This window comes from Labrenzia sp. 011 (assembly GCF_003075075.1).
Lineage (GTDB): Bacteria > Pseudomonadota > Alphaproteobacteria > Rhizobiales > Stappiaceae > Roseibium.
Genome location: NZ_QCYM01000013.1, coordinates 133,685 through 150,772 on the forward strand (window position 1 = coordinate 133,685; position 17,088 = coordinate 150,772).

Here is a 17,088-nt window from a genome sequence, read left to right on the forward strand (position 1 = left end):
GCGCCTGCTGATTTTCACCCTGCGTGGCCGACGGGTGGCGTCGCCGCGCCCATGCCGGAGGCCGCGAAACCGGCGCAGGCCGGGGTATATGCCGGCCGAGCTCACGCTGCTGTGGGATGAAGGCCGAGAAGCGGGCTCGGGGTCCGGTTGGCCTTGTCGCCGGCAGCCCTTTATGTATGATCGGATTTCCCCAAACTGCTTTGCGCAAGAGCGAGGGCAACAGGAGTGAAGATGATCAAAACGTGGAACATGGTTGCAGTGCTATGCGTGCTGCTCCTGGGACTGGCTGCGTGCCAGTCCGGCGGCCAGGCCGGTGGTGGACTTGAAGACGGCAGTGCCGCTCCGGGCATGGATATCGTTCTCGGCAACGAAGGTCCCGACGGCCCTCCTGGTGAGTGCGAAAGCATGTCTGAAGGAACTTCCACGACCGACGGATGCCCGTGACCGCACGGACCTTGCTGTTCACGCGTTGACGTCCCGGAAATTCCGGGGGCGTCATGCGACAGCATCGTCAAGCACACAAATGCAAGCCGCGTGACTATTGCCTCCAGCAAGAACAGTATTCCTGTTCGCGACAATATCGACGGTTTCAATTGCAACGCCGCCGGGCAGTTCCGGCGGCGTTGCTGTATTCCGGGTGCTCAGATCCCCGAGACCGGATTGTTTTGATCGAAGTTTTCCGATTTGGAATCCCGGTTGGAAGAGGGAGCGGAAGACGATGACGTCACCGAGGTTCTCCTAGCCACGGAAGGCGTTCATCGGGATGCAGAGCGAGAACGGCAGGCGCAACGGGCGGCTTGAATGACGCCGGATCCTGTCCACCCTATGGGAAGTAGTTCATCCGGAAAGCTGCTCGTGTCAGAGTCTGAAAGCCGGACCATGGTTCCTGACGGGAAACACTTCCCGAATTCGTGCCGGTCAATTGCTTGCCTGCTCCGTCACGGCGGCGCCTGCTCCTGTGGAGATCTTCAACGTTGCCCAGGCCTGCGCGGCGTCATTGACCGCGGCGGCGGCGGAAAGGCGGGCCGATGCCGTGTTCCGGTCGGTTTCCAGCAGGTCCAGCAGCGTGATTGCACCCTTGCGATAGTTTTCCTGGGCCAGGTTCAGGGCGTGACCGTATTCGTCGGCTGCCTGTCGCAGGAGCGCTGCCCGCTGGCGATAGCGGGTCAGATTGGACTGCGCGACCTGAACGTCCTCCACCGCGTCCATGACAGCAGCCCTCCAGGCGATCTCATATTGCTTCGCGGAAGAGACTGCCGCATCCCGGGTTGCCCTGAGCTTGCCCTGGTTCAGGATCGGCAGCGTCAGTGTCGGTCCGAAACTCCACGAGTTCACGGATTCGATACGTCCGACTGTGCCGGCAATCGAAAGCGACGGATACAAGGCAGCTTCGGCGACGCCAATCTCGGCCACGGAGGAAGCCAGGTCGGCTTCCGCACTGCGCACGTCCGGGCGATTGCGCAACAGGTCCGCAGGTACGCCTGTTCGGGCTCCGCCCGGCGTGCGCAATTGCGCGGCGCCTTTTTGCATCTTCGTCATGATCGGACCGGCGGGCTCGTTCAACAGCGTCGCAATGGCGTAGACTCGTGCGTCAAACAGCGCCGCAAATTCCGGCAATGCCGCACGCGCGTTGGACAGGAGGGCGTTGGCCTCCGCCACCTCATACTCTGTTGCCGCTCCCGCCTTATATTTGTTCTGGGTGATGTTGACGGTTTCCTGCCGGGCGCTGATCGTGCTGCGCGTGAGGGCAAGGGACTGCTGATAATACCGTGCGTCCGAGTAGGCTGCGATAAGTTCTGCCAGCCAGGCCAGCCGGACCGTTTCCGCATTGGCGCGCGCGGCTGTTACGGCGGCCTGCGCGCTTTCACGCTCGCGCCGGATGCCACCGAAAAGATCGATGACAAAAGACGCCCCCAGATCAACCGAGTTGACGATGCTGGTGCCGTCAATCGCGTCGCCGCCGGACCATTCTCGCGATCCCGTCAGCGATCCGTCGAGCGCCGAGTTGACACCGGTTTCGCGCAGTTCGGCCTGCGCCTGCCGAATTGCTTCCGTCGCCGAAAGCGTATCGAGGTTCCGCGCAAGGCCGTCGGTCACAAACTGGCTGAGCACCGCATCATTGTAGCTGAGCCACCACTTTTCCGAGGCCACGGCTGCGATGGCCTCGGCATCCCCTCCGACAAATCTTGTTTCCAGCGTGACTTCGGGACGCTCGAAGTCAGGGCCGACGGCACAAGCGCCGACGAGCAGGCTGATCAAAAGAAAATAGGGTTTCACTGAGCAGTCTCCACACGCGCACGCAACCGTTCCGTGGCCTTGATGACGGCGACATAGAACACCGGTACCATCACGATCCCGATGACAGCCGAAAAGACGATCCCGCCGAGCATTCCTGTTCCGATGGATTTTTGCGCATTTGCGCCCGCTCCCGAGGCCAGGACCAATGGCAGGATGCCGAAGCCGAAAGCCAGGGATGTCATGAGGATCGGACGCAGGCGCAGACGGGCCGCCGTGGTGGTCGCCTCCAGCAATGTCCTGCCTTCCGACCGCAGGGATTCCGCGAATTCGACGATCAGAATGGCGTTTCTGGCGGCAAGGCCGATTGTGGTCAGCAAGCCCACCTTGAAATACACGTCATTCGACTGGCCGAAGTACCATGTTGTCACCAGCGCGCCCAGGATCCCCACGGGAACCGAAAGCATCACGGCGAAGGGCACGGTCCAGCTTTCGTAAAGGGCGGCAAGACACAGGAAGACCACCAGCGCGGATAGCGTGTAGAGAATGGTTTCCTGACTCCCCGAAAGCCTTTCCTGATAGCTCAGGCCGGTCCAGGCGGATGCAAAGGAACCGTCCAGACCTGCGGTGAGCTGCTCCATTGCGCTCATTGCCTCGCCGGAACTCAGGCCCGCCGCAGCCTCGCCGGAGATCTCCAGCGCCCGGGTGCCCCCGTATCGGGCCAGCTTTGGGGTGACCGTTTTCCACTCACGGCTGATGAAGGCTGACAAGGGAACCATTTCCGAGGTCTCATTGCGCACATACCAATGGTCGACATCCTCCGGCTGCATCCGCCATGTGGCGCCCCCCTGCACGATGACCTCGCGCAGATCGTTGCCCAGCGGAAAATCGTTGACGTAGGACCCGGAAAAGACGGTTGAAAGCATCGAATTCACATCGGACAGGGACACCCCCAGTGCCTCTGCCTTCTGCTGGTCGATCTTCAGATTCAATGCCGGCTCAGTCGCGTCGTCGTTACCGCGCAGATTGGTTACCCGCCCGTCCAGGATCCCGCGCGCGACGAGTTCGTCGGCCGCAGCGGCTAATGCCTCCTGTCCGGCGCCGGATTGATCGACAAGATACATCGTAAAGCCCGAGGATGTTCCCAGACCCTGAATGGCCGGCGGCTGAAGGACAAATACGCTGCCCAGTCGGGATTGGAAAAACGCGCGATTTGTCCGGTTCATCAGGTCCGCGGCATCCTGGCCGGGCCGGTCTTCATAGTCTTTCAGCTTGATGAACAGCATGGCGTTCTTCTGGCCGGTTCCGCTGAAGCTGAAGCCGACATTGGCGAAGACATTTTCCACCATATCCGTTTCATTGGTCAGCAGATATTCCTCGAGCGCGGCCACGGTGTGCGCCGTCTGCTGCGTGGTCGAGCCTTGCGGCAATTCAATCATTGTCATCAGCACGCCCTGATCCTCGGTCGGCAGGAAGGAGGTCGGCAAACGCTCATAGACCCAGTAGGCCGCGAGGCCGACAAGACCCAACACCACCAGCATGCGGAAGGGGCGCAGGGCAAGCCGGCCGATCATACCTCCGTAGCCCGACGTCAGACGGTCCATTCCCGCATTGAACCAGCGCTGCGGCGCGAAGGGCTGTTTGTCGTGGTTCGCCTTGAGAAGCTGCGCGCACATCGCCGGCGTCAGGATCAGGGCCACGAAGAGCGACAGCACCATGGCCGAAATGATCGTGACCGAGAACTGCTTGTAGATCACCCCGGTGGACCCGCTCATGAATGCCATTGGCAGGAAGACGGCCGACAGCACCAGGACGATGCCCACCAGTGCGGTCGATATTTCTCGCATGCTCTTTTCCGTCGCGGCGACCGCGTCCAGTCCGTCTTCCTTCATGACGCGTTCGACGTTCTCCACCACCACGATCGCGTCATCGACAAGCAGTCCGATTGCCAGAACCAGGGCAAACATGGACAGGGTATTGATCGACATCCCGAAGGCTGACAGCACGCCGAAGGTTCCCAGCAGGACGACGGGCACGGCGATGGTCGGGATGATCGTCGCCCGCCAGCTCTGGAGGAACAGCAAGATGACCAGAAACACCAGCACCACGGCTTCGATCAGCGTGTGATAGACCTGTTCGATCGACTCTTCGACGAAGGGGGAGGTGTCATACGGATATTCGACCGTCACGCCGTCGGGCAGGGCCGAGGACAGGCCGGCGATCAAGGTCCGAACCCGTTCGGCGGTGTCCACCGCATTGGCTCCGGTCGCAAGGTTGACGCCAAAGCCTGCCGCCGGATGCCCGTTGAAGCGGCTGACGCGGCCGTAGTCCTCTTCGGCCAGTTCCACCGTTGCCACGTCGGCAAGATAGATTGCCGATCCATCGGTGTTTGTTTTCAGCAGGATGTTCTGGAAATCCTTGACGGACTCAAGCTGAGACTGGGCGGACAGGGGGACGGTGAACTGCTGGCCGGTGCTGACCGGTTGGTCGCCCAGATTGCCCACGGTGACATTGGTGTTCTGCTCGGTTACCGCCGAGGTCACATCGTTGGGCGTCAACTGGTACTGATACAGGCGCGCCGGGTCCAGCCAGATGCGCATCGCGTATTGCGTACCGAAGATGTTGATCGAGCCAACGCCTTCCGTGCGCTGCACCGGATCTTCAATGGTGCTGGCCAGCATGTCACCAAGCTCGAGGGACGAATAGCGGCCGTCCTCGCTGACCAGCGCGCCAACCAGCAGGATGGACCCGGTCGAGCGGGTGACGGAAACGCCGGAACTGGTGACGCTGTCAGGCAGCTTTGATTCCACAAGCTGCAGCTTGTTCTGCACCTGAACCTGCGCCATGTCGGGATCTATCGTGTCGTCGAACGTCAGTGAGACGCTGGCGGAGCCTTCGGTAGACGATGACGTCATGTAGGTCAGCCCGTCCAGGCCGGTCAGACCGTCTTCGATGATCGTGGTGACGGAATGTTCGACCGTTTCGGCGGAAGCCCCGGTATAGGTGGCGCTGATCCGAACCGTTGTCGGTGCAATGTCCGGATACTGGGAAATGGGCAGGGTCGTCACGCTGAATGCGCCGATCAGCATGACGGCAATGGCGAGGACCCACGCGAAAACCGGGCGATGAATGAAGAAGGATGCCATGGATCAGTTTTCTTTGTCGCTGGAGGCGATGTCGCGGACGATACCGTCCTCGTCGATTGTCGCGGCAATCGGGGTGACGGCCTGTCCGGCTCTCAGGGAAGACAATCCGTCGACGATCAGCTTGTCACCTTCACTCAGCCCCTCGTGTACGATCCATGAGTTCCGGTAGCTGCCATCATCGGTGAGTGTCACCTTTTTGGCGGTGCCGTCTTCCCCCACGATGAAGACGGTAAGCTGACCGGAAATTTCACGGCTGGCTGCGCGTTGCGGCACGAGATAGGCCTGCATCGTGCCGAGGGTTATTTCGCCGCGCACGAACATGCCCGGAATGATCACGTGGTGGGGATTGTCGAACTTGAACCGGATGGTCACGGTTCCGGTCGTCGTGGATACGCTGTTGCCGGGGGTGACCAGCTCTCCGGTGCCGCGATATACGTCGCCATTTTCCAGCATCAAGGTGGCCTGAAGGACGTCGTTCTGCTGCAGGGTGCCTTCGACAATGCTTTTGCGGACAGACAGAATACGCGCGCTGGCTTCCATCATGTCCACATAGATCGGGTCGGAGCGTACGATGGTCGTCAGTTCATCCGTCTGCCCGGCGGTTACAAGATCTCCGACAGACACCGTCGCGACATCGGCACGCCCTTCAATCGGGCTCTTCAATGTCGTCCATGACAGTTCGGTCTGCGCATATTTCAACGCGGCCGTCGCGGACTGCAATGTTGCCTTGGCTTCGGCAAGAGTTGCGCGTGCGGCCTCGACCTCGGCCTCGGTATAGCCCTGGCCGGACAATTGTTCCGCGCGATCATAAGCGGCTTGCGCCACAGGCAGATTGGCTTCCGCAGTTGCCAGGTTCGCACGCGCGGTGGCCACAGCCGCGACATAGGAGGAATCATCGATCCGGAACAAGGGGTCACCGACCGAAAGGACCTGACCTGGCGTATAGAGTATTTCCTCGACCGCGCCGCCCACGCGAGGCCGTACCTCAACGTCCTGAAAGGCGACGGCACGCCCCGGCTGGGTCACGACACGGGGGACCTCCTGCAATGTCGCCTCGATCACGCCGACTTCGATTGGTCCCGATGGTGCCCCCTGGGCCATTGCCATCGTAGCAGATCCCGTCAAAGCAAGAACCGCACCAATGGTTTTCCAAACGCTGACCTGCATCTGCTTTCCGATCCTTGACTATCCTGCAATTTTATTGCCTTCTACGCATAAATTGCACACCATGCAAGGATCTGGGGGATGACACTTTCGTTACGGCAGAGACGGCGGCTGGAAACTGCGCGCGATATCCAGAAGGCCACATTGGAACTGGCGATTTCGCATGGCCTCGAGAATGTAACCACGGAAGAGATTGCCGCTTCTGCAGGGGTCAGCACGCGGACCTTTTTCAACTATTACTCAAACAAGGAAGCTGCCGCGATCGGGGTGCCGCCCGGATTCCGGGAGGAAGACAAGGACGCATTGCGACAGGGAACGGCGTCTCTGGCGTCGGATCTCAAACTGTTTCTGGACAGGCACATGGGAAGATTGGCTGCTGATGAAGCTGTTCTGCGGATGGTCGGAAGTGTCCTGCGCTCGAATGAAAAGGCACGCGGCATCCTTGACGGTTTTCTCGCCTCGGAACGTCACGAACTCACGGAATGCCTGTGCGCGCGCGTGAACGATCGCCAGGTCGCCGCCGCACTCGCCAGCAATGCCACCAATGCAACGGAACGGGCGATATCCCTTTGGGAGCAGGAAGAGAACCTGTCCCTTGTCGCGGCCCTGGATATCATCTGGGAGGGGGTGATGTCCGCGGCACGGCTTCTGACGGCCGCGTCTGAATAAGTTCCGCCGGAAAGAGTTCTGTCCGCTGCAAGCGTTATGCGCTTTCCTTGGCCTTCGGGCGGATTTTGCATCTCAGGACCGCCCGGACCGCTTAATGGCTGAAATCGGCCATCCAGATGCGATACGGCACATCTGGTGAGGAGGGCTGAAATACTGGTCCGAACGGGGCCTGGGTTTTGCACCTGGATCGGCGAAGCAGCCGTTCGCCTTGCGCGGAACGGAGAATGCCGTGACAGTGAATATGATTTATTTGTATATTATCTGTTAACATGCTAACTATTTGGTGTCAATCGTTCGAACCGATCCACCGAGGCCCGGAAGCAAAGTAACCAATATGCTGACCAAACCCTGTTGCTACGTCATGGCCGTTGCCTTGAGCGCGCCGTTCCCCATTGCCGCCGGTGCGCATCCGGATCCCCGGCACTTCTCCTCGACCGCCTTTACCCAAGAGCCTGCGATCGTGGAATGCACGCTGGAAAATGGCACCGAGACCACCTGCTATGAATTCACCGTAGGCTATCAACCCGAAGGCCTCGAGATCGGTCCCTTCTGTCCCGCCAGTCTGGATGAGACGGGCGGCATCTGGGACTGGGATGGTGAAAATGCCGGGCTGTATCGCCTGGACCGTGCATTTTTCGAGATGCTGGCAGAGCAGGGGTATAGGTTCTATGACGAGAACGGAGATATCGCGATCAGCGATCCGGGCTCGGGCCAGCGGCCCGCACTGGACCACACCTGTCTTATGGCCAGCCCCGACGAAAGCGTTGTGATTACCATCCGACTGCCGGTTGATCCCGTGATGGCTGACGAACCCACGGCGCTTGGCACCGTGGCCAAGGTTGGTGTGGCGTTGGATGGCGTTCCGATCTTTGCGGATGCACCGTCGGTGCTGGATACCGGGCATTTGCCCGCGCTGGACGTTTGCGGCGGTCATATCGATCCTGGTGGCTGGTATCACTGGCACGCGACCTCCACGGATGTGGACACGTTATTCGACGCCGAGGGCGTCGCGGCCGATTGTGCGCTGGCACAGGATGCCACGGCGCAGTTTGGCTATGCCTTCGACGGGTTCCCCATGTTCGGCAGCCTTGAGGCGGACGGCACAGAGCCGCAAGACCTTGATGCCTGCCACGGCCATGTGGGCGAAACCGCTCTTGGAAGGACCTATCACTACCACGCCTCGGCCGCATTCCCGAACCTGCCGCCCTGCCTTGTGGGGGTCGTGGCGCAGGACAATTTTGCCACGACGGCCAAGGCCGGAATCGGTGCGGCCAATTTTGCAGGCCCCGGTCAGGGCGGCGGCATGCCTCCGGGGTTCAGGGACGCGGCACAAACTCTGGGCGTATCGGCCGAGGCGCTGATGGAGGCCCTTGGCGCACCGGGGCAACGACCCGATTTCGCCGCCGCGGCCCAAACGCTTGGCGTCAGCGAAGATGCCCTGCGTGACGCGCTGCCGCGAAGACCGTGAGCATCGAAAGCGACCGGCAAAGGGACGGCGCGGCTTGTGCCGGCCCAAGGCGAATGCAGATGCAGATGAAGATGAAGACAGACCAGTCCAGACTGGGGCGGCGCGGTACTTTGGCGCTGCTCGTCGTTCTTGCGGCTTTCCCGCCTGTGACGATGGACCTGTATTTGCCCGCATTGCCGCAGATCGCCGACGGGTTCGGCACCAGTTCCGCCAACGTCAACCTGACCCTGGGCGCCTATATGGTGGCCTATGCCTGTGCCATGCTGTTCTGGGGTCCCTTGAGCGAAAGGACCGGCCGCAAGCCAATCCTGTTGCTGGGGCTGGCGCTGTATGTGCTGGCCAGCCTTGGCTGTGTATTTACCAGCAGTATCGAGGGACTGATCGGCTTTCGCGCCTTGCAGGGGCTCGGCGGCGGTGCTGTCACGGTGATGGAAACGGCTATCGTCAAGGACCTGTTTGACGGCCGCGCCCGCGAACGCATCATGGCGACGGTCATGTCGCTGGTTGTCATCGCGCCGATGGTCGCCCCGGTGCTGGGGGCGGCGCTTCTGACCTTTGCCTCCTGGCACAGTCTGTTCGCAGTCCTGGCGGTGTTCGGCTGCTTTGCCACCGCATTGGCGCTGATGCTGAACGAACCGCTGGAGCATCGCTACGGCGGTTCGCTCATCGGGTCATGGTTCCGGCTGGGGCATGTCCTGAAGAATCCGCGCTTTGTCCTGCTTTTGTTGGTCTTTGCGCTGGGGCCGATGTGCCTGATGGCCTTCATCGGCAGCGCGGCCTATGTCTATGTGGATGGCTTCGGCCTTTCCGAACAACGGTTCAGCATGATCTTTGCCTTCAATGCCGGTTGTTCGGTGCTGGGACCGATCCTGTATCTGCGCCTGACGCGCCACCTGTCGATGCAGAATGTGGTGCTGGGCGCCTTCACCGTCATGGCGCTGGGGGGCGGCGCGCTGCTCCTGTTTGGCGGGATGTCACAATGGCTGTTCGCCGCCTTCGCCGCCGTGGCCACCGTTGCCGTCGTGTCGTTGCGGGTGCCCGGGACAAATCTGCTTCTGGACCAGCAGGAGGGCGACACGGGCTCCGCTGCGGCGCTGATCCTGTTCAGCACCATGCTGATGGGTGCCGTCGGCGTGCAGATCGCCGCGGCCGACCCCGGGCACATGGTCCGGACACTTGGCCTGTTGTTCGCCTTTTCCGGCACAACCTGTGTGGTCATCTGGCTGCTGATTGGCAGGCGTGCCTTTGTGACCAGACAGCCGACCGATGCCCCCTGACCGGCTGCCGACCAGCTGCCTGTCCGGTTCACCGCGTCTGAGCAATGGTCATCACCTGCATGGTCTGCAGCCAGAACAAATCCGACTGAACGGGAGTATCCCCGCGATGGCACTGGCAAACACAGCGGACGACATCGGCTCGACGTGCTGAAAGAGGCGGAGAACTCCAATCCGCGCTGTCAGAAGGTTGGGCAGCTGAGGAAATTCCAAGCGGACCCAGGTCGCGGCTGGATGAATGTTCAGTGGCAGGTCAAACCGACAATCCCAATCAGATGAACTGGTCCTGAGCCCAAGCAATGAGCTTGTCTGGAGCCATAGGCGAAGACAGGGAACAGGAAAACGAGGGGGTGTTGATTTCTCCGTCTGACGACCATTCCGGCTAGAACTCATTTTGCAAGTTTCCTCAAAGACCAGTCGCTCAAGCACGCGAGAGCTGCTCGCAGCAGTGCGTTTCCTACAGGCCTTAATTGATCCCAGTCACAGGTTTCAATTGCAGGCTGAGAAGGTTTCAGGCTGTCTTGATGCAGCAGATCTCTTTGTAGGCAACTGGCCGAAAAAACTGAACATATAATAGCCTTTCATGTGAAATATTAATCACTTACAGAAAGGACCTTTTAAAATTTTCATTTGCATGCAAACAATAATTATCGAAAAAACCGGAGCTGGTTCGCATGATGGAACAGATGAACAAGTTTCCCTTGCTCCGAACGGCACCACCAATAGATCCGCTTTGGAATTGGCTCGCTTCGATGTCTTTGCGCTCCACAGGGGTATGCCTTGCTCGCCCCGGCGCAATCATCGGGTAACTGAAACCGGATTTCTGCAAAAAGGCCCATGAGGCACATTTTGCAGGACAGCATCTCAAGAATTCCATGTCCCGGGACACACGCAATTTGGGGCAAGAGCCACCATAAAAAGAAGGTACGGGGTAATCGCCTAAGACTAGAAAACCTATCAGATGGAGAACAAAATGCCGCGTAAAATCTCACTTTTCATAGCTTTAGGCGTTGGCCTGTTAATTCCGCAGGGCGCTTCCGCAGCCAACATAACGCTCTGCGGTGCCAGCCCTGGAGGTCTCTGGAGCCTGATCGGCGCCGGCGTGGATGCGGCAGTTCGGGAACTGGATCCATCTTCCACCGTGACCTACCAGACTTCCTCGGGAGGGTTTGCCAACATTGCCCAGTTGAAAGCGGGCTCCTGCGACATTGGTATTGTGCATGCTGGTGAAGCTTTGATCGCCAAGAAGGGAGATGCCCCGTTTGACGCTCCTGTAGAGGGGATCGAGGCGTTGGCCCTGGTCTATGACAAGGCGCCAATGCATTTCCTGGTGACCAAGGCTTTTGCTGACGAATACAAGTTGAGCTCGATAGGAGACCTCGCGAAAGGCGATATCCCACTCAATCTGGTCTCCAACCGCCGCGGTATTCTGCCAGCGATCCTTCTGGAGAAGTCGCTCAATCAGGTTGACGTTGAATACGACAATATCGAGGTGGATGGTGGTTCCATTCAGTATGAAGGCAGCTCTGGTGCCGCAGAGATAATGCAAAACGGAAGGGCTGACATGTGGGTCAACGCGACCTTCATTGGAACCAGCGCTGTGAAGACGATCGCGGATTCTCGTGACGTCACGCTTCTCTCGGTACCTGACGACGTTGTTCAGTACATGATCGATAACTATGGCTCGCAAGCCGTAACCGTTCCGGCTGGCGGATACCCCTGGGTCGAGGAAGACGTGAAAACCTTCGGTGCCCGTGCGGCTCTGGTGGTTTCTGCTGACGCTGATCCGGAAATGGTGACGCTGGTCGCAACCGCGATCAATAAACACGCGGACAAGGTGGCGGAAGTACACAAGGCCATGTCCAGCTTCACTCCGGAGTTCGCCGCTTCCCTCGACGTGCTGCCTTACAACCCTGTTGCAGCCAAGATCTACGGTATTTCTGCCGAGTAACACACTACTGGTTTCCCTCCCGAGATCCGGAGGGGAACCGGCTTGCCAGCGTCTGCTGTTTCTGACTGAGGCATCTGACCGGGTCATTCGTTCTACCTTCCGATGAAAGCATGACGGGCATGAAAATTCTTGCGTTGCTATTTGATACCAATCCGCGTCGTAAGCTGACGGGGGTGTTGAGCTGGCCGGTGCGCATCTATTGTGCGGCGCTGGCGCTCTGGGTGCTGTCGGTCGCCACTTGGCTGCGCGTGGATTCTCTGTCGCTGACGATCATCTTTCTTTCCCTCATTCTCGTACCGTCTTTTCTTTTGGTCGGGGCCTCGCCGAACGCACCGCAGGAAAAGCCGTCGGTGCTGGACTATGTGCTGTCGTTTGCTGCGGCCTGCACGGCGGTCTATTTCATCGCCAATATTTCAGACACCGCCGAACGGATTTCGCTGCTCAGTCCACTGAAATGGCACCAGTTCCTGTTTGCCGGACTCATCGTTGTCCTGACAATGGAGATCACCCGTCGAACTGTCGGTCTGTTCCTGATGCTCCTGGTGCTGGGCTTCGTAGGTTACAATTTGTGGGGAGACCAGCTCACTGGGATAATGAGCCACGGTCACATCTCCCTCAAGCACTTCATAGATATCAATGTCTATACATCGGACGGCCTTTTCGGCACTCCAGTGCGTGTCGCAGCGAGCTACGCCTTCCTGTTCGTGCTTTTCGGAACGCTTCTGGAGCGTTCCGGCGGCGGAGACTTTTTCTTTGGGCTTTCGTCAGCGATCACAAAAAGTTCGCCGGGCGGACCTGCGAAGGTTGCCGTCACTTCATCCGCATTGTTCGGCATGATGTCAGGCAGCCCAACGTCCGATGTGGTCGCCACAGGCTCGATAACCATTCCGATGATGAAAAGGCTCGGCTACAAGCCCGCAATGGCCGGTGGTGTAGAAGTTGCCGCGTCGTCTGGAGGCAGTCTGCTTCCTCCCGTGATGGGGTCAGCCGCTTTCATCATGGCGGAAATTACGGGTATCGACTACCTCTCCATATGCCTTGCAGCGCTGTTGCCGGCGATCGTCTACTACGCATGCATCTATATTCAGGTTCACCTGCGTTCCCGTGTCCTTGGCCTGGCACCTCTTGATCCGGAGACAATTCCCGAGCTGCGGACAATCTTGATTTCCGGTTGGCCTTATCTCATTCCGCTGGTTGCGATGACGGCGATGCTCATGATGCATTATTCCGCCACCCTGACTGCGGCAGTGGCCGCCGGTGTCGTCTGGATCATTGCGCTTTGCCGCAAGTCAACACGGTTGGGCCCTGTCGCAACCATTGACGCCCTGAGTGAAACCACGATCAGAATGATCGGCGTCACGGGAGCCTGCGCGGCGGCGGGACTTGTCGTCGGTGGGATCACCATGACGGGCCTGGCCTCAAAGTTCTCGATCATCGCCTTTATGCTGGTCGGCGACAGTACCTTTCTGGTTCTGCTTTTGTCAGCTGTTGTAACGATCATTCTCGGCCTGGGGATGCCGACCCCCTCGGCTTATGTTCTCGCGGCTGTCCTGATCGCTCCAACCCTCGTGAACGAACTCGAGCTGCCGCTGCTGTCCGTTCACCTTTTCATCCTTTATTTTGCGGTCATTTCCGCCATGACACCGCCGGTCGCAGTTGCGTCCTTCGCCGCCGCCGCCATCGCCCAGGCCAACCCCATGCGGATATCTGTTGAAGCCATGCAGTTCGCCATCGTGGCTTTCGTCATGCCTTTCGCCTTCATTTCGAACCCGGGAATTCTAGCGCCTCTGTCCAGTCCCCTTGCAGTCTGGCAGGCCGCTTGCGCGTGTATCGGTTGCGTTGCCATGGCTATTGGAGTGGAGGCAAGCCGCGGGTTTTCCAGGCAGCTGGGTTTGGCCAGCATATTCGCAGGTCTGGCGATGCTGCTGCCGTGGGAGTTGCCAAAGGTCGCCGGGCTCATTCTGATCGCAGCCATTGGCTGGATGCTGTGGCGTGAGAAGCCGTTGGAGCCGTGAGTTGAACAAACTGCAAATGCCGAACCAGTTCAAAACCGATGATCTGATTGACGAAGGAAAGCCATGCTAATCGACATGAGAAAAGTGGAGCAGCTGATCGAACTGTGGTTCGACGAGGACTCCAACTATTTTGATCTGACAGCGAAGATCATGATTGACGACGACGCGAACGCCACTTTCGGAATGAACGCGCGTGAACCGATCATTCTCTCCGGGCTGCCGATCGCCAAACTGATTTTCAAGAAACTCGATCCCGATTGTACCTTCGAGGCGACCCACAAGGATGGTGATCGTGTTGAAGCGGGAACCACATTCGCCAAGATCAGCGGGAATGCACAGGCCTTGCTAACAGCAGAGCGGGTTGCGCTGAATCTGATGCAGCGTATGTGCGGTATCGCCGGGGTTACAGCAGAGTATGTCAAGGAAATCGAGGGCACGGGCGCTTTCCTTGTCGATACGCGCAAGACCACGCCAGGCCTGCGAATTCTCGAAAAATATGCGGTTACCTGTGGCGGCGGCCGCAATCACCGTCTCGGCCTCGACAACGGGATTATGCTCAAGGACAATCACATTGCCGTTGCGGGATCCATTACCGCAGCCGTGGCGCGCGCCAAGGCTCTGGCACCTGTCCTGACCAAGATCGAGGTCGAAAGCGACCGCATGGAACAGGTCAAGGAGGCCCTCGAGGCCGGCGCCGACGTCATCATGCTCGACAACATGACGAACGAAGCCATGCGCGAGGCCGTCGAATGGGTCAATGGCCGTGTGCCGCTAGAATGTTCGGGCGGTGTCCGCCTCGAAACAATCCGCGGCAAGGCCGAGACTGGCGTGGACTTCATTTCGGTTGGGCGTATCACCCAGTCTGCTCCCTGCGTCGACATTGGCTTGGACGAGGTTTGAACCGGACTGAAACGGAGATTGGCCCGATCAGGTGAAAACGAGGAGTTGGAATGACTTTAAGCGGAACGCTTTTTCTGGTGGTCGGGCCCAGCGGCGTCGGCAAGGACACGTTGCTTGACGGGGCCAAAGAAGCACTCCGTGATTCCTGGTTCTTCCGCTTTTGCCAACGGTATATCACACGCGATCCAGACAAGGGCGGGGAAGATTATCTTGCCGTTGGCGCGGAGACATTCCAGAAGTTGGTGGAAGAGAAGTCCTTCTTTCATCACTGGGATGCCCACGGTTTACGTTATGGCATCCCCGCAGACATCAGAAGCGATCTGGAGGCGGGCAGGCATGTCGTTGTCAACGTTTCAAGGCTGGAGCTTCCATCGCTGGCCAGGCTATGGTCGAAATGCGTCATCCTGTCGATTGAAGCATCCCCCGAAGTCATTGCAGAGCGACTGCTCGACCGTGGACGCGAAACACGGGCGGAAATCGAAAGCCGCATTGCAAGGTCCGCCGCCATTCCTGACGGAGAAACGCCGGTCATCAGAATCCGGAATGACCATAGTCAGGCTGATGGAATCGCTGCTCTCACACAGGCGATAATCGGCGCCGCTGGACAGCATTTTCTCGGCAAGGTGGGAAGCCTGGATGTCGACCGGCGCAGTCTTTGCACGATTTCCGCCAAACATCCTGCGGTTGACAATTTGCGTGCTGTTGGAAGCAGGGTGGAAATCATCAACAGCGCCGGCGAAACGGCTGTGGCGCAATTGGCTTATGAAACCGGAGATGCCGTCCAGGGCGACACCTGTCTTCTGGATATCAGGCTGGCGGAGCGGCTGGGAGTTGAGAACGGCGCCACGCTCGAACTGCGCCCGGCGCCATCGCCAGACAGTCGTGAGATGTTGCGCAAGAAAATTCGTGGACTGGAGCTTGAAGCGTCTGAGATGGAAGCCATTGTCGATGACATGGTCCATGGGCGGTATTCCGATGCCGAACTTGCCGGTTTTCTGGTCTGTGCTGCGACAAGCCTGAGCACGTCCGAAGTGGTCGCCCTAACAAAATCGCGCGGTAAGCGGACGGAGAACGTCAAGTGGTCCGACCCTATCGTAGTGGACAAGCATTCCATGGGCGGTATACCGGGAAACCGGATCACCCCGATTGTTATTCCGATCGTTACCGCGGCAGGATTGAAGATGCCAAAGACGTCGTCTCGGGCGATCACATCTGCTGCCGGGACGGCGGACGCCATGGAAGTCGTGGCCAGAGTGGATCTTTCGGCCGACGAACTACGCAGGGTGGTTCATGAAACGGGTGGCTGCATCGCCTGGAACGGTCGTCTTACCCATTCTCCGGTCGATGATGTAATGAATGCCATCAACCGTCCTTTGGGTCTGAAATCCGACCGGCTCGATGTGTCCTCGATCCTGTCAAAGAAACTGGCTGCCGGGTCTACACATGTGCTGATTGATATGCCCGTCGGACCGGAGGCCAAGACGAAGACACTGGAGGAGGCCGCCGAGCTGGAAACGCTTTTTGTCACGGTTGCCGAACAACTCGCTATACAGGCAAAGGTGATGAAATCCGACGGAACACGACCGATCGGCCGCGGAATCGGACCAGTTCTGGAAATGCGGGATGTCATGGCTGTCCTTGAAGGACAGGAGTCGGCTCCTTTGGATCTGCGCGAAAAGGCGCTTCTCTATGCCGCAACGATACTTGAATGGGTGGGCGCGGCCCGAAAGGGCGGTGGGTGGAAAATTGCCGAGGATCTCCTGCGGTCCGGAGCTGCCCATGCGCAGTTTGGAAAGATCGCAAGGGCACAAGGGCTTGTCTCATCTGGACTACCGGCGCCAGCTCAATTGACCGGTGAAATCCTTGCGGCCGAGGCTGGGCGTATCATTCGCTTCGGGGTCGCATCGGTCTCCTCCATTGCGCGAACGGCCGGAGCACCGCAAATGGCAACCGCCGGGGTGGAGCTCCTGGTCGAGCCCAATGACCTGGTTGAAGTGGGACAGCCTGTCATGCGCATCTATAGCGCGTCCGGACACGCCCTCAAAAATGCGGAAATGCATGCTCTTAAACATCTTGAGGATGGAACTCTGATCATGACCGGGCCTGTCGAAAACACCTGAGCTCCGATCCAGGCTTTGTGATAACGTACAAAATCTTTCGCACATTTTCCGATTGAGACGGTTCCCTTTATTGTGACGGAAGGGAGCAAGACATGACTGACGATATGGACGGCAAAGAGATTGGCAACGTGATCCGGATCGACGAG

At 58.9% G+C, this 17,088-nt stretch carries 11 protein-coding genes; 8 read left to right on the forward strand and 3 right to left on the reverse strand.

What is annotated here, in order from left to right:
* Positions 1-231 precede the first annotated feature (231 nt).
* Positions 232-444 (forward strand): hypothetical protein, encoded by a 213-nt coding sequence (locus DCO57_RS23315; protein ID WP_133192686.1) that lies wholly within the window; start codon positions 232-234, stop codon positions 442-444.
* Between the two features lie 474 nt (positions 445-918).
* Here the strand turns inward: DCO57_RS23315 and DCO57_RS15015 are convergent, their stop codons facing one another.
* Genes DCO57_RS15015 through DCO57_RS15025 form a run of 3 tightly spaced genes read right to left on the reverse strand, consistent with a single transcriptional unit; the run spans position 919 to position 6,488 of the window.
* Positions 919-2,277: an efflux transporter outer membrane subunit gene (locus DCO57_RS15015; protein WP_116699718.1), complete on the reverse strand. Its 1,359-nt coding sequence runs from the start codon at positions 2,275-2,277 to the stop codon at positions 919-921.
* Positions 2,274-5,381: an efflux RND transporter permease subunit gene (locus DCO57_RS15020; protein ID WP_116699719.1), complete on the reverse strand. Its 3,108-nt coding sequence runs from the start codon at positions 5,379-5,381 to the stop codon at positions 2,274-2,276. Before DCO57_RS15020 ends, DCO57_RS15015 begins: the two co-directional genes overlap by 4 nt.
* Positions 5,382-5,384: 3 nt before the next feature.
* Positions 5,385-6,488, reverse strand: a complete 1,104-nt coding sequence (locus tag DCO57_RS15025; protein ID WP_208977959.1) for an efflux RND transporter periplasmic adaptor subunit — start codon at positions 6,486-6,488, stop codon at positions 5,385-5,387.
* A gap of 138 nt (positions 6,489-6,626) precedes the next feature.
* Between DCO57_RS15025 and DCO57_RS15030 the strand changes: the two genes are divergently transcribed.
* The 7 genes from DCO57_RS15030 to phnN all read left to right on the forward strand — a co-directional run bounded on the left by DCO57_RS15030 (position 6,627) and on the right by phnN (position 16,942).
* Entirely contained in the window at positions 6,627-7,214 is a 588-nt protein-coding gene (locus tag DCO57_RS15030) for a TetR/AcrR family transcriptional regulator (protein WP_116699721.1), read from the forward strand.
* 334 nt (positions 7,215-7,548) lie between these two features.
* Positions 7,549-8,682, forward strand: a complete 1,134-nt coding sequence (locus DCO57_RS15035; RefSeq protein ID WP_116699722.1) for a YHYH protein — start codon at positions 7,549-7,551, stop codon at positions 8,680-8,682.
* Between the two features lie 65 nt (positions 8,683-8,747).
* On the forward strand, positions 8,748-9,959 hold the full coding sequence (locus tag DCO57_RS15040; protein ID WP_205756166.1) for a Bcr/CflA family efflux MFS transporter: 1,212 nt from the start codon (positions 8,748-8,750) through the stop codon (positions 9,957-9,959).
* Positions 9,960-10,917: 958 nt separating this feature from the next.
* Positions 10,918-11,907, forward strand: coding sequence for a TAXI family TRAP transporter solute-binding subunit (locus DCO57_RS15045; protein ID WP_208977960.1), 990 nt, complete (start codon positions 10,918-10,920; stop codon positions 11,905-11,907).
* Positions 11,908-12,026: 119 nt separating this feature from the next.
* Entirely contained in the window at positions 12,027-13,922 is a 1,896-nt protein-coding gene (locus DCO57_RS15050; RefSeq protein ID WP_208977961.1) for a TRAP transporter fused permease subunit, read from the forward strand.
* A 63-nt stretch (positions 13,923-13,985) separates the two neighbouring features.
* Positions 13,986-14,822, forward strand: a complete 837-nt coding sequence (gene nadC, locus DCO57_RS15055; protein WP_116699724.1) for a carboxylating nicotinate-nucleotide diphosphorylase — start codon at positions 13,986-13,988, stop codon at positions 14,820-14,822.
* A gap of 50 nt (positions 14,823-14,872) precedes the next feature.
* Positions 14,873-16,942, forward strand: coding sequence for a phosphonate metabolism protein/1,5-bisphosphokinase (PRPP-forming) PhnN (phnN, locus tag DCO57_RS15060; protein WP_116699725.1), 2,070 nt, complete (start codon positions 14,873-14,875; stop codon positions 16,940-16,942).
* Positions 16,943-17,088: the final 146 nt, after the last annotated feature.